This window comes from Paraburkholderia sp. BL21I4N1 (genome assembly GCF_002973525.1).
In the GTDB taxonomy this organism is placed as follows: Bacteria; Pseudomonadota; Gammaproteobacteria; order Burkholderiales; family Burkholderiaceae; genus Paraburkholderia.
Genome location: NZ_PVEN01000002.1, coordinates 191,114 through 204,307 on the forward strand (window position 1 = coordinate 191,114; position 13,194 = coordinate 204,307).

A 13,194-nucleotide genomic window follows, 5' to 3' on the forward strand; every position below is an offset into this window, starting at 1 on the left:
CACGGACACCAGCAGTTCATAAGGAGGCGGCAACATGACGACCCTGATTCGCGGCGGCACGATTATCGACGCGGAGAACACGTATCGTGCGGACGTATTGTGCGCGGACCCGCAGGACGGCGGCACGATCCTGCAGATCGGCGTGGACCTGGAAGCGCCGGCCGGCGCCACGCTTGTCGACGCGGGCGGCCAGTACGTGATGCCCGGCGGTATCGATCCGCACACGCATATGGAATTGCCGTTCATGGGCACCACGGCGAGCGACGACTTTTATACCGGCACGGCGGCCGGATTATCGGGCGGCACGACCAGCATTATCGATTTCGTGATTCCGAGCCCGAAGCAATCGCTCATGGAAGCGTTCAGGGAATGGCGCGGTTGGGCGGAGAAAGCCTCGGCGGATTACGGCTTTCACGTTGCGGTCACCTGGTGGGACGACTCGGTCTATCGCGACATGGGCACACTGGTGCATGAACACGGCGTGTCGAGCTTCAAGCATTTCATGGCCTACAAGAACGCGATCATGGCCGACGACGAAGTGCTGGTGAACAGTTTCTCGCGTTCGCTCGAACTCGGGGCGTTGCCCACCGTGCATGCGGAAAATGGCGAACTGGTGTTCCAGTTGCAGCGCCAGTTGCTTGCGAAAGGCTTCACGGGTCCGGAGGCGCATCCGCTGTCGCGGCCGCCGGAAGTGGAGGGCGAAGCGGCTAATCGGGCGATCCGTATCGCGCAGGTCTTGGGCGTGCCGGTGTATATCGTGCACGTGTCGGCGAAAGACGCGGTCGATGCAATCGCGCGGGCGCGCAGCGAAGGTTTGCGCGTATTCGGCGAGGTGTTGCCGGGCCACCTCGTGATCGACGAAGCGGTGTATCGCGATCCCGACTGGACGCGCGCGGCGGCGCACGTCATGAGCCCGCCGTTCCGCTCCGCCGAGCATCGCGAAGCACTGTGGCGCGGTCTGCAAGCGGGCCAGTTACACACCACGGCAACCGACCACTGCGTGTTCTGCGCGTCGCAAAAGGCGATGGGCCGCGAAGACTTTACAAGGATTCCAAATGGTTGCGGCGGCGTGGAAGATCGCATGGCGGTGCTTTGGCATCACGGTGTGAATAGCGGACGTCTGACGCCGAATGAATTCGTGCGTATCACGTCGACCAACGCGGCGCAGATCTTCAACCTCTATCCGCGTAAGGGTGCGGTGCAAGTCGGCGCTGATGCCGATCTCGTGGTGTGGGATCCGAACGCGAGCAAGACGATTTCGGTGAAGACGCATCATCAGAAGGTCGACTTCAACGTGTTCGAAGGCATGACCGTGCAAGGCGTCGCGATGCACACGCTGACGCGCGGCGCGCTTGCGTGGACCGATGGCGAGTTGCGCGCGGAACGCGGGGCGGGGCGTTATCTGAAGCGGCCGCCGAATCCGGCTTACTTCGACGCGATCCGCGTGGCCAACAAGCGCAAGGAGCCGCATCCGGTGGAGCGCTAGTCTTTCCGTAGACCAGCCAGGGGCAGTGCCGTGGTTTTCCACGGCACTGCCCTTTGTTTTGCCGCCGCGCATTCGCCACATTCGCCAGATTAGCCACATTAGCCGCGCAAGCTGTGACAGCACCCCTCCCGTGTTTTCCCCGATGGCGTCCTGCCCGCGTTCCATGATGCGATGCATGCCGCGTTCGTCTATCTGCTATAACGTCTTATTCGACGTCGGACCATCGATCGCGGCTGTCGCCTTAGCACGGTTGCGCATATTGATCGGAAACCTGATCCTTTGTAAAAGCGTGAGCCGTTTGCTACAGTCCGCCCACTCTGCCGGGCGCAAGCGCGGCGGGCCCTGCCCAAGCATCATTGATGCAGCAAACCTGACGGAGCCACCTGATGAAGTCGATTCGTTCCATTCTGCTGATCGCGCTGTTTCAAGCCGCTGCCGTGACCTCGGCCTTCGCCGCCGACGAACTCGCGCAGATCAAATCCGCCGGCGTCTTCAAGATCGGCACCGAAGGCACCTACGCGCCGTTCACGTATCACGACGAGTCCGGCAAGCTGACCGGCTTCGACGTGGAGATCGGCACCGCGATCGCGCAGCGCCTGGGCGTCAAGCCGCAATTCGTGGAAGGCAAGTGGGACGGCTTGATTGCCGGTCTCGACGTGAACCGCTACGACGCGGTAATCAATGAAGTGGCCGTTACCGACGCGCGTAAGGTCAAATACGATTTCTCGGACCCGTACATCACGTCGCACGCGGCGCTGATCGTGCAGTCGAACAACACCACGGTGAAGAATTTCGACGACCTGAAGGGCAAGAAGTCGGCTAATACGTTGACCAGCAACTTCGGCAAGATCGCGGCGGCGCATGGCGCGGAAGTGATCCCCGTGCAGGGCTTCAACGAGTCGATCGATCTGTTGACCTCGGGCCGCGTGGACGCGACCGTCAACGATTCGCTGTCGTTCCTCGACTTCAAGAAACACAAGCCGGACGCCAAGGTGAAGATCGTCGCGCTCGACACGTCGTCGGACAGCAGCGATAAATCGGCGGTGCTGATCCGCAAGGGTAGCCCGGAACTGGTGGCGGCCATCAACAAGGCGCTTGCCGACATGAAGAAAGACGGCACCTACGAGAAGATCTCGCAGAAGTACTTCGGCAAAGACGTTTCCCAGTAAGCCCCCACCGCGAGTCTGAATCATGCCGGCATGGTTGCAACTGATGGCGCATTCGCTGTGGCCCCTGCTGTATGCGGGGCTTGTGTTCACCGTGCCGCTGACGCTGGCGTCGTTCGCGATCGGCATTGTGCTCGCGTTCGTCGTCGCGTTGGTGCGGCTGTTCGGGCCGAAATGGGCGGTGGCGATCGTGCGTTTTTACGTGTGGCTGTTTCGCGGCTCACCGTTGCTCGTGCAACTATTCGTGATCTTCTACGGCTTGCCGAACGTGGGCATCGTGCTCGATCCGTTGACGGCGGCGATTATCGGTTTTTCACTGAACGTGGGCGCGTACAACTCCGAAGTGATTCGCGGGGTGATCGAATCGATTCCGAAAGGACAGTGGGAAGCCGCTTACTCGATGGGGATGACGCGCAGTCAGGCACTGCGTCGCGCGATCCTGCCACAAGCGGCGCGCGTCGCGCTGCCGCCGCTGTCGAATTCGTTTATCGCGCTGGTCAAGGACACCTCGCTGGCGGCGGTGCTGACGGTGCCCGAAGTGTTTCAGGCGGCCCAGCGGATCGCCTCGGTCACCTACGAACCGCTGATTCTCTATACCGAAGCGGCGCTGGTCTATCTGGTGTTCAGTTCGGTGTTGTCGTCGGCGCAAGTCAGGCTCGAACGCAAGTTCGGTCGTCACGCACTTTTCCAGGCAGGTAGCTGATGATACGACTGGAAAAAATCGACAAGTATTTCGGCGGCTTGCGCGTGCTGAGTTCGGTGGATCTGAAACTCGAACCGGGCAATGTCACGGCGCTGATTGGCCCGTCCGGCAGCGGCAAAAGCACGCTATTACGCTGCGTGAATCTGCTGGAAATTCCCGAGGCCGGGTCGCTCGAACTCGGCGATCAGCGGCTCGAATTCAGCCGCGATGAAAAACCGTCGCGCGAGGCGGTGCTGACGATTCGCCGTCGCACCGGCATGGTGTTTCAGAACTTCCAGTTGTTTCCGCACCTGACGGTGCGGCAGAACGTCATGGAAGGTTTGCTGACCGTGCAGAAGTGGGACAAGGAAAAAGCGCGGGTGCGCGCCGACGAATTGCTGGAGAAGGTCGGCATTGCGCACAAGGCGGACGCGTGGCCGGCCACGCTTTCCGGCGGCCAGCAGCAGCGTGTGGCGATTGCGCGGGCGTTGGCGCCGTCGCCGGAGGTACTGCTGTGCGACGAGCCGACCTCGGCGCTCGATCCGGGTCTCGCCGCCGAAGTGGTCGAAGTACTCAAGCAACTCGCCACCGAAGGCATGACGATGCTGATGGCCACGCACGACCTGCGACTCGCCGCGACGATTGCGCGCGACGTGGTGTTTCTGAATAACGGCGTCGTGAAGGAAGCGGGGCCGGCGCGCGAGATTTTCATGCAGCCGCGTGAACCGGAAACGGCGCATTTCGTGTCGACGTTGACACACAGTCTGCCGGACGCGTGGACTGAACGAGGTTGAGTGCGAGCTTCAGAAGCGGATCAAACTCTTCAGAAAGCGAGATGCCGTGACGGAGTTCTCTCTACAGGACTTTTCTCTCTTCGTGCGGCTCGCCGAATCGTTGTCCGTTGCGGCGGTGGCGCGCGAACGCGATGAACATCCTAGTCAGGTGTCGCGTGCATTGTCGAGAATGGAAGCGGAATGCGGTCTGCGGCTCTTTCATCGCAGCACGCATGGTTTGTCGCTGACCGACGACGGCCACCTCTTTCTCGAACACGCAAAACTGATCTCGGGCAATGCAGCCCGGTTAGCAGACGATCTCGCCTCGCGAGGCGACAAGGTATTGGGATCGGTCAGAATTAGCGTGCCGTGCATTCTGGCCGAATACGTTCTGATTCCGAACTTGCGCAGGTTGATCGAGCGCCACGCGGACCTCGGCGTGAGTCTGCACATCGCCGATAGACCGGTGGATATGTCGACGGAAGGCATCGATATCGCAATCAGGGCGGGCATCTTGCCGCGAGACACGCATGTTGCGCTAAAGCTCGGATCGCACCGCAGAGCCTTATATGCCTCGCCCGATTACCTTGCCGCTCGTGGCATGCCTGGATCGCCCGGCGACCTGGCGCGTCACGATCTGATCGCCAATGCGGCGGTAACCTCGCACAATCAATGGCCTTTCGACGGCGACGATGCGTTCGCCACGTTCCCGGTGGCGGGAAGAGTACTGGCGGACAATACATCGGCCATTGTCTCGCTCGCGCAGGCGGGGCTGGGCATCGGTCGCATCAACAAGATCATAGGCGATGAACTTGTGCTGCAACGGAAACTGACGCAAGTGCTGGCGGATTACGAGGACACGACCGAATTCGACATTTCTGCCGTGACGCTCGCGCCGAGAAATCGCGTGCCGAAGATTCGCGTCTGTCTGACGTTTCTCTCCGAGTGCTTTGCGGGTTTCAGATAGGCCGCTTGAAAAAACTGTTCAATTGGGCGACGGCGACGTGTCGGTCAGGCGACTCCTGATCTTGTCGAGACCGGCTTGCGCGCAAACTTCGTCGTCGACACTTTTGGGCGCGCCGCTCACACCGATGGCGGCGATCGCTTGCCCATTCGCTTTCACCAGCACGGCGCCCGGCAGGAACAGAAGATTCGGCGTGCCACTGGTTGCGACTGCCGGAAGCGTGGGCGAGAAACCGGATATCAGTTTGATGAGCGCGCCATTCGTGTCGGCGCCCATCATCGGCCCCATGCTCATGACGGTGTAGGCCTTGCGAAACGAGAAGCCTTGCGAGTGAATCGGGCTGCCGTCGCCGCGTAATTGCAGCTTGATCACGCCGTCCGCATCCACGATCGCAACGGCGACGCGGAAGCCTTTGGCTTCGCAAACGTGGACCGTTTCGGTCGCGGCGTCGATGGCCAACGACAGCGGGAGTACGCTGGTGACCAATGGCGTGGCGGCATTCACAGGCATCGACAGTGTGATGCATGACGTTGCTAACGCCGCAAGTCTTGCCAACGTCCTGTCGAGGCCACGTCCTTTAGCTATAGCATATTGAGCGGTCATTATTTGCACTCTCGCATTCATGTAGACGGCGCAACTATCGCAGCGTCGCTTTGCCGCCGAAAGAGCGTGGAGTGCAATTCGGTATTGCAGAACCAGCACGACGTGCTCTGCGGACAATAAAAAAGGGCGTCCGAAAAGAATCGAACGCCCTTTCAACAACACTAGCCTTCTATCACAGGCTAGCTATTTCATACGGCTACGTCTTGCGCCGCCTCGTTCAATGCGGCGTCGAAGAAGCGTGCTTTCGCCTCCGCATTCGCGCGTGCATACGCACGATTCACGCCGCTGATTACCGCGCGAATCGACGCGGTCACCAGATTAGCGTCGATCCCGACACCGAATGCGCTGCCCGCCACATCGGCCCCGGCCATTTCGGCGACAGCCACCGCACGCGCGTCCGCGCCTTGCGTCAACGCGCGCTCTTCATAGTGCTGGATCCGCACCGGCGCGCCGATTGCGTGCATCAGCGCGTCCAGCGGACCGTTGCCTTCGCCGCTCAATACGCGGCGCGCGCCGTTGATCTCGACCGTGAGCTTGATGTGTTCACGGCCGTCGCGCTCGGACAGGTTGTGGCCAATGTAATGAATCGGCGCGACGTTCTGAACATACTCTTCCTGGAACAACGCCCAGATCTGCGCGGGCGTGACTTCCTGGCCGCTTTCGTCGGTAGAACGCTGCACCGCCGAACTGAAATCCACCTGCAGGCGACGCGGCAATACCACGCCGTAGCTCTGCTCGAGCAGATAGGCAATGCCGCCTTTGCCCGACTGACTGTTCACGCGGATCACCGAATCGTACGTCCGGCCGAGATCGCTCGGATCGATCGGCATGTACGGCACTTCCCACAACGCGTCCGGTTTCTGCACCGCGAAACCCTTCTTGATCGCGTCCTGATGCGAGCCGGAGAACGCGGTGAATACCAGATCGCCGACATACGGATGACGCGGATGCACCGGCAATTGCGTGCATTCTTCCGCGGTACGCGCGACTTCGTTGATGTTCGAGAAATCGAGCTCGGGATCGACGCCCTGCGTGTACAGATTCAACGCGAGCGTTACGAGGTCGACGTTGCCGGTGCGTTCGCCATTGCCGAACAGGCAGCCTTCGACGCGATCCGCGCCGGCCATGACCGCGAGTTCCGCCGCCGCGACCGCGGTGCCACGGTCATTATGCGGGTGGACCGACACGATTAGCGAGTCGCGGCGCGCGAGATTGCGGTGCATCCATTCGATCTGATCCGCGTAGACGTTCGGCGTGGCCATTTCGACGGTGGCGGGGAGGTTGACGATCGCCTTGTGGTCCGGCGTCGGTTGCCAGATGTCGAACACGGCGTCGCAGACTTCCTTCGCGAAGTCGAGCTCGGTGCCGCTGAATACTTCCGGGCTGTATTGCAGCGTGAAATGCGTTTCCGGCGAGGCGTCGGCGAAACGCTTCATCGTGCGCGCGGCTTTTTGCGCGAGCTCCTTCACGCCGCTCTTCTCGAGACCGAAGACGATCTTGCGAAATTCCGGCGCGGTCGCGTTGTACAGATGAACAATCGCACGCGGCACACCGCGCAACGATTCGAAGGTGCGTTCGATCAGGTCGTCGCGGGCTTGCGTCAAGACCTCGATGGTGACGTCGTCCGGAATATGGCCGCCTTCGATCAGCTCGCGCACGAAATTGAAGTCGGTCTGCGACGCGGACGGAAACGCGACTTCGATTTCCTTGAAGCCGATCTGCACCAGCGTCTTGAACATGCGCATCTTGCGCTGTGCATTCATCGGCTCGAACAGTGCCTGATTGCCGTCGCGCAGGTCGGTGCTCATCCAGATCGGCGCGCGCGTGATGGTGCGCGACGGCCATTGGCGATCCGTCAAGTTGATGGGCTTGAACGAGCGGTATTTGGTAGCAGGGTTTTTCAACATTTTCATCATCCGAGGGTGAGACCAGATAGCTGGGAATCGACCGGACGACGAACAGATGCCACAACGCCGCCGGTCGGAAACCGGGGCTGGGTCAGTTACTGGGGAATTGAGCGGTGCTTCGGGTGTAGCAGATTCAGATGGAAGCGCGCAGCAGCAGACCTAGCCCGGTAGAGGAGGCTAGTAGTAGCGATAGGAGGGTCTGGGCGCGGTACATAGTGCGCCATAGGAACATATTATTGGGATGGCGTCAAGCATCATCCCGCCGGCGGGGCTTGTTGGCGGCGCGGGCAGGCGGCACGTGTGGGCGCTCCTGCGCGCGCCGCGGATTTACTGCGCCGGTTTGAGGAAGCGCAAGGTCATGCGGTCCGATTCGCCGATGGCCGCGTATTTTGCCCGGTCGACGTCGCCGCCCTCGTAGGTGGGCGGCAGCGACCAGACGCCGTGCGGATAGTCTTTCGTGTCGCGCGGATTGCTGTTCACTTCGCTGCGGCCGATCAACTGAAAGCCGGCCGCGCGGGCGTGTTCGACGACGTAGTCTTCGGTCACGTAGCCGCTGTCGATGGTTTGTTGCAGCGAGGTGCCCGGCGTCGCGCGATGTTCCTCGACGCCGAGTATGCCGCCGGGTTTGAGCGCGGCGTAAAAGGCGCGCAGGTTGGCGTCGATCTGGCCGTCCTTGATCCAGTTGTGAATGTTGCGGAACGTCAGCACCCGATCGAAGCGGGCGTCCACCGGAATGCCGGTGAACTGGCCGGCCTTTAGCGTGCCGACCACCACGTTGCCATACACGGCGGGCGCGGCGGCGAATTTGCGCGCGAACGCGGCCCGGTTGGCTTGCGCTTCCGCCGATGGCACGGCTTGCGGGTCGTCGTATTCGGCTTCGTAGAGCTGGCCGTGGTCGCGCAGGTAGGGCGCGAGGATTTCCGTGTACCAACCGCCGCCGGGCGCGATCTCCAGCACGGTTTGCGACGGCGTCAGTTCGAAGAACTGCAAGGTGGCTTGCGGATGACGGTAGAGGTCGCGCTGGCGAGCCTTGTCGCCGCGTTGCGGGCCGGCCACCGCGGCTTGCAGTTGCGCCTCGTTAGCGGCGGTGGTTGTCGCGTTCGATGCCGATGCGGATAACGTCGACGCAGGGCCGGCGCATGCCGTCATGAGCAGCGCGGCGCTGAATGCCGCGAACGTGCCGGACAGCGCGCGAGCTTTCGGAATGGGGTAGGCGTTCATGAGATCCATTATCGGGGTGTTCGAATCGCGGGGAAATCGGCAATTGGAATAAAGATAGAAGATAAGCGGTTATGGATTCGAGTGCTGGCGTTGCGACGATTGCCGTTGCAGAGGTCGAAGCGGTCGAACTGGCTGAAGCCGCTGGATCGACTGATGCGACGCAGATAGCCGAAGCCGCCGACGTGGCCGAAGTTGCCGAATCCGAACCGGGCGGTGGCGCGTATAAATAAGGTGCTCAGCGTTGGCCGCGCGCTGGCTCGCCGGATCGCCCGATCGGAAACCGCGGACAGGATCACCTTCTTTTCACATTGCCGGAGGCAGCCATGAAACGAACGTCGAGGACATTGAAGGCAGTACGGATCTTGCTGTGCGCCACCGCGTGCGGGATGGCGGCGCAGGCGGGCGCTCAGGGCCTGAGCACGCAGGACGACGTCAACGCGCCGCAAAACAGCTTACGTCTGATGCCGAACGCCGCGCGCGGCAGCGAATATCCGACGCACGGCAACCAGCAGGCGGGCGAGATGAACCTGAATCCGACCGACCCGCGCGCGCAACTGGTCAACGGCTTGCCGAACAACACGAATGCGGGCGGCTACGGTTCGCCGCTCGCGGGTGTGCGCACTTATGTGCAGCCGACGGCCACGCCGTCGATGCCGGCCAATTGAGGGTTCGGATGGAGAACGGCCGTGCCGCATCGCGCGTTGGCGTGTAGCGCATCTCCGCACGGGCCGCTTGCCGACCTATTGAAACCTGGCGCCTTTTAGAGGCCAAACACGATCCGCAGCGTGTCGTTCCCGACGATCACGGACACGCCGATCACCAGCAGGATCAGCGGCAGCAGCGCCGTGCCGTAACGCCGGATCGGCGCGCCGAGCAATGGATGTTCGACCAGCCACACCGCCGCGGCGCACCATAGTCCAATCATCACGATAAACACCAGTGAGATGAACATGCCGTCGGCATGCGAATGGCTGGCGTACAACGGCACGTAGACGGCGATGTTGTCCGAGCCGTTGGCGACCGCCACGCAGGCGACGGTCCACCAGGATGAGCCGCCGCGCATCGATGCGGCCGGTGCGGATGCACTTGGCGGGTTGGAGCTGCCCGCACCAAAGCTTGCCGCGTTGGAGCTGCCCGGACCAAAGCGCTCCCAGGCCTTGGCGAGCCCGACACCGATCGGCAGGAAGCCGAGCAGGCCGACGTAGCCCGTGGGCAAACGCGTCAGCAGGGCCGCTGCCAGGATCGCCGCCACGATCAGCGCCAGCGAGCCGGCGAATTGCCCCGCGATCACGCGACCCCGCTCGCGTCCCGCTTCCGCGAGAAAGGCGAGCAACACGAACAGATTGTCGATGTTGGTGGCGACATAAGCCGCGATAGCGAGCAGGGCAAGGCTGAGCATGCGGGAAAGCCGGTCGATACGGGGTGAAAAACCGGGCTGCGTCACGAGAAAGACACAGACGGGAAAAAGGCCGAGCGGGCGACAGCGATGACCGGTCAACACGATGCCGATACGCGCCGACGAGGTCAAGGTTTTGACGTGTCGCCTGCCGTTTCGCGCCAGGTCCACGGCCCCAAGCCGGTGCGTCGTGCTGCCAGAAGCGGCCGGCGTCGAGTGGCTGCCCCGTAAGCTACAATTGCCGACGGCTTGAAAAACGGAACATCAATGAAGATTCGCATTCTCTCCCTCGTCTGCGTCACGACCGCTGCCACGCTGCTGGCCGGCTGTGCCGTCTATAAGAACCCGAGCGCATGCGAGCAGTTGATGCGAAGCAAGCTGGCCGACACTTCCACGGATACGCTGAAGATCGATCACGCCGGCGTGGCGATCGACGGCACACGTGTGGTGGTTGAAGGTTCGATCGAACACGTGATGACGGCGTCGGAAGTGGCGGCCGCTACGCCGCCTGTCGTGCCGAAGGCGGCGGCACCGGTTGTGGCTTCAGCGGGGCAGGTGGCAGCGGTGGAGCAGATGGCATCCGCGGCTTCGGCCGGATCTTCGGCTTCGGCGCCGGCCGCTGCGGCAAATGCCTCCGGCGCATCGGACGCAGCAGCGGCAGCACTCGCAGCACCGGCGGCCGTGGCCGCAGCGGCTTCGAGCGCCGACGCGCTTTCGGCCAAAAACGCCAAGCCGAAGAAGACGACCACGGCCGCCGCCGCCGAATGCACGTTCCAGGGCGAGACGCTGGGTGTGTTCACTTGGCTGGCGCCTGCCAAGCTCGCCGCGCCGCCAGCCGAAGACGCCGAGGAGTAAATCGCCTGCGTGCGCTGGTGTGTTGGTGCGGTGTCTCCCTCGCGAGCGGGCCTTCGGTTGTTATCCCGAGCCGTATCAGGCCCAAGCCTCCAGGCGGACCGCAAACCGCAGACCGCTCTACCTCCAAACCAACGCCAAGCCCGAATCACCCTCCAGCCATCGCCTCCGCGCGATGGCTTTTCTTTCCCCGCATCAGTTCGCGCACACGCTCGCCAAACGCCTGCGGCCGCCCCTCGAAGCAACGCTCCACCGCCCGCGTATCGATCAGACGCTGCCGTAACCGCATGCGCTCGTTGTGCGAGTCGATCATTCGAATTGCGGCGACGACGTAATCCTCGACGTTGTCGGCCGTGGTCCACGACGGCATGCCCACCCGCTCGAAGAGCGCGCCGTCGATCCGCTCGAACACCTCCGGCCCCCGTTTGCACACACCCGGCAAACCCAGCGTGAGCGCGTCGACAATGCCATTGGTATTGCCGAATGGAAAGGGGCTGAGAAACAGATCGGCACGATTGACGCGCGCCAGATAGCCGGTGTAGTCGTGAAAGCCATGCACGACAGCCCGCGGCAGCGCTCGGCCGATTACGTCGCGGATTCGCTCCAGCGGCAAACCTGCCGGCACACCGCTCATGAAGTGAAACTCGACCGGCGTCGCGGCGCGCGCGCCGATCTCGCGGCATGCGTCGAGAAAGCCGGGATTCAGCTTCATCGCGCTGGCCGTGACGATGACCTCGAGGGTCTCGCGCGACGGCGGAATCCGCGCGACGAGTTCCGGCAACGACACCGAAGGGCGATACGGCTGACCGTCCTTCGGCAGCTTCAGCAGGCGTTCGCTAAAGCAGGCCGGGTTGCCGATGTAATCTTCTTCGACACTCACGTAGTCGATCTTGTCGGAGTGCGTGGTGGCCGGGTGTCCTAGTCCGGCGATCTGCAGGGGTGCGACGCGCAGATTCGACATGAACACGCTAAGCACGAACATGCCCACGCTCGGCATATACAGCACGTCCGCCTGTTCGGCTTCGGCAAAGTCGCGAATTGTCTTCAGGCATTCGCCGATGTATTCCGGCTGCTCCAATTCGATGAAACGATCGAACACCGCGCGCCCGATGTCGTCGATCGCGTAACCGAACCCGAAGCCCACCACCTCGAAATGTTCGCGCGCCGCTTCCAGCGTGCGCGAATGGGTGCGGTAGATTGAATGAGCGCCGCCGAACCACTCCAGCACGACCAGCATCAGCGGTTTCTTGCCGCGCCGCGCGCGGCTTTTCGCCGGCGCTAAAGCCGCCGCCGGCGCCTCCGCTGACGGCAGGTCGGTCAATCCCAGTTGCGTCAGTTTGCGGCGCACCAGTACGTTAATGTCTCGCTTGATCTCGTGCCGCCGTGGCGAGTTCGCGTAGCTGCAGAACATATAGGCGTTATGCAGCAGGGCGGTGGGTAAGTCGTCGAGGTCGTCGATCTGCCGCAGCTTGCCCGGCAGCCATTCGATCAGCGCTTCACGTTTGACATGCGCGCTCGGTGAGCCCTTGAATGTCGGCGCGAGCAGCGCGAGCGCGAGACTGGCCGCGAGGGTTTTGTCGTACGCCCACAGCGCGGCGAAGTCGATCTCCAGTTCGGACTCGGTCGAATAGAGCACACACAGTTTTTCGACGAAACTGTCGCCGGCAAGAAACTGCGTGTTCTCCGGGCCACGTGGGTTCAGGTGACGGCTCACCGGATCGGCATTGCCGAACGGCGTGGTCGAGAACACCAGGCCGAGCCATTCGTGCAGCGTCAGGAGCAGTCTGAGGCACTCGGCGGGCAGTTTGAAATCCGGGTCGGCAAACAGCGTGGACGAGGCGCTCGCGAGACGGCTGCAGAAGCGGTGGTGCTGCTCGCCGGGCGTGAGGTCGAGCATACCCGACGCAACGAAGCCGTGGTCCAGCTTGCCGCGCTTCTGCTGTAACAGCGCCAGCGCGGCGATGAGCTGGATCGACGCCTTGACGTGCTGACGCGTGTAGACGAGTTGCTCGAAGTGGTCGAGCGAAAAGGTGGCTTCTTGCATCAGGCAATTTTCTCGAAATACGCATGACTAACTAAACCGAAGCGACGTTAGTCGAAGCCGGGGATTATCGCAGCCGACCAATATCAAATAGCCCCGTCCC

At 62.3% G+C, this 13,194-nt stretch carries 13 protein-coding genes; 7 read left to right on the plus strand and 6 right to left on the minus strand.

Going from position 1 to position 13,194, the window contains the following annotated elements:
• Window positions 1-34: 34 nt before the first annotated feature.
• The 5 genes from hydA to B0G83_RS07215 all read left to right on the plus strand — a co-directional run bounded on the left by hydA (window position 35) and on the right by B0G83_RS07215 (window position 5,074).
• Entirely contained in the window at window positions 35-1,486 is a 1,452-nt protein-coding gene (gene hydA / locus B0G83_RS07195; protein WP_105506761.1) for a dihydropyrimidinase, read from the plus strand.
• Window positions 1,487-1,872: 386 nt separating this feature from the next.
• The gene (locus B0G83_RS07200; protein WP_105506762.1) at window positions 1,873-2,655 is read left to right on the plus strand and encodes an amino acid ABC transporter substrate-binding protein; all 783 of its coding nucleotides are present in this window, start codon (window positions 1,873-1,875) and stop codon (window positions 2,653-2,655) included.
• Between the two features lie 22 nt (window positions 2,656-2,677).
• On the plus strand, window positions 2,678-3,355 hold the full coding sequence (locus tag B0G83_RS07205; protein WP_105506763.1) for an amino acid ABC transporter permease: 678 nt from the start codon (window positions 2,678-2,680) through the stop codon (window positions 3,353-3,355).
• Window positions 3,355-4,128, plus strand: a complete 774-nt coding sequence (locus B0G83_RS07210; protein WP_105506764.1) for an amino acid ABC transporter ATP-binding protein — start codon at window positions 3,355-3,357, stop codon at window positions 4,126-4,128. The genes B0G83_RS07205 and B0G83_RS07210 overlap by 1 nt, the downstream gene beginning before the upstream one ends.
• A gap of 46 nt (window positions 4,129-4,174) precedes the next feature.
• Complete coding sequence (locus tag B0G83_RS07215; protein WP_105506765.1) at window positions 4,175-5,074, plus strand: LysR family transcriptional regulator; 900 nt, start codon at window positions 4,175-4,177, stop codon at window positions 5,072-5,074.
• Window positions 5,075-5,092: 18 nt separating this feature from the next.
• On the opposite strand, the gene B0G83_RS07220 is transcribed toward B0G83_RS07215, so the two are convergent.
• The 4 genes from B0G83_RS07220 to B0G83_RS38055 all read right to left on the minus strand — a co-directional run bounded on the left by B0G83_RS07220 (window position 5,093) and on the right by B0G83_RS38055 (window position 9,098).
• Entirely contained in the window at window positions 5,093-5,830 is a 738-nt protein-coding gene (locus B0G83_RS07220) for a heme-binding protein (protein ID WP_146120167.1), read from the minus strand.
• 32 nt (window positions 5,831-5,862) lie between these two features.
• Window positions 5,863-7,581, minus strand: a complete 1,719-nt coding sequence (leuA, locus tag B0G83_RS07225; protein WP_105507194.1) for a 2-isopropylmalate synthase — start codon at window positions 7,579-7,581, stop codon at window positions 5,863-5,865.
• 327 nt (window positions 7,582-7,908) lie between these two features.
• Window positions 7,909-8,811: a class I SAM-dependent methyltransferase gene (locus tag B0G83_RS07230; RefSeq protein ID WP_105506767.1), complete on the minus strand. Its 903-nt coding sequence runs from the start codon at window positions 8,809-8,811 to the stop codon at window positions 7,909-7,911.
• Window positions 8,811-9,098 (minus strand): hypothetical protein, encoded by a 288-nt coding sequence (locus tag B0G83_RS38055; RefSeq protein WP_146120168.1) that lies wholly within the window; start codon window positions 9,096-9,098, stop codon window positions 8,811-8,813. Before B0G83_RS38055 ends, B0G83_RS07230 begins: the two co-directional genes overlap by 1 nt.
• 27 nt (window positions 9,099-9,125) lie before the next feature.
• Here B0G83_RS38055 and B0G83_RS07235 point away from each other — a divergent pair, with 27 nt between their 5' ends.
• Window positions 9,126-9,467 (plus strand): hypothetical protein, encoded by a 342-nt coding sequence (locus B0G83_RS07235; RefSeq protein WP_105506768.1) that lies wholly within the window; start codon window positions 9,126-9,128, stop codon window positions 9,465-9,467.
• A gap of 95 nt (window positions 9,468-9,562) precedes the next feature.
• On the opposite strand, the gene B0G83_RS07240 is transcribed toward B0G83_RS07235, so the two are convergent.
• Complete coding sequence (locus B0G83_RS07240; RefSeq protein ID WP_105506769.1) at window positions 9,563-10,201, minus strand: cadmium resistance transporter; 639 nt, start codon at window positions 10,199-10,201, stop codon at window positions 9,563-9,565.
• 264 nt (window positions 10,202-10,465) lie between these two features.
• Between B0G83_RS07240 and B0G83_RS07245 the strand changes: the two genes are divergently transcribed.
• Complete coding sequence (locus tag B0G83_RS07245) at window positions 10,466-11,053, plus strand: hypothetical protein (RefSeq protein ID WP_105506770.1); 588 nt, start codon at window positions 10,466-10,468, stop codon at window positions 11,051-11,053.
• 145 nt (window positions 11,054-11,198) lie between these two features.
• Here B0G83_RS07245 and B0G83_RS07250 read toward each other — a convergent pair whose 3' ends face one another.
• The gene (locus B0G83_RS07250; protein WP_105506771.1) at window positions 11,199-13,094 is read right to left on the minus strand and encodes a glycosyl transferase family 1; all 1,896 of its coding nucleotides are present in this window, start codon (window positions 13,092-13,094) and stop codon (window positions 11,199-11,201) included.
• Between the last annotated feature and the right edge of the window lie 100 nt (window positions 13,095-13,194).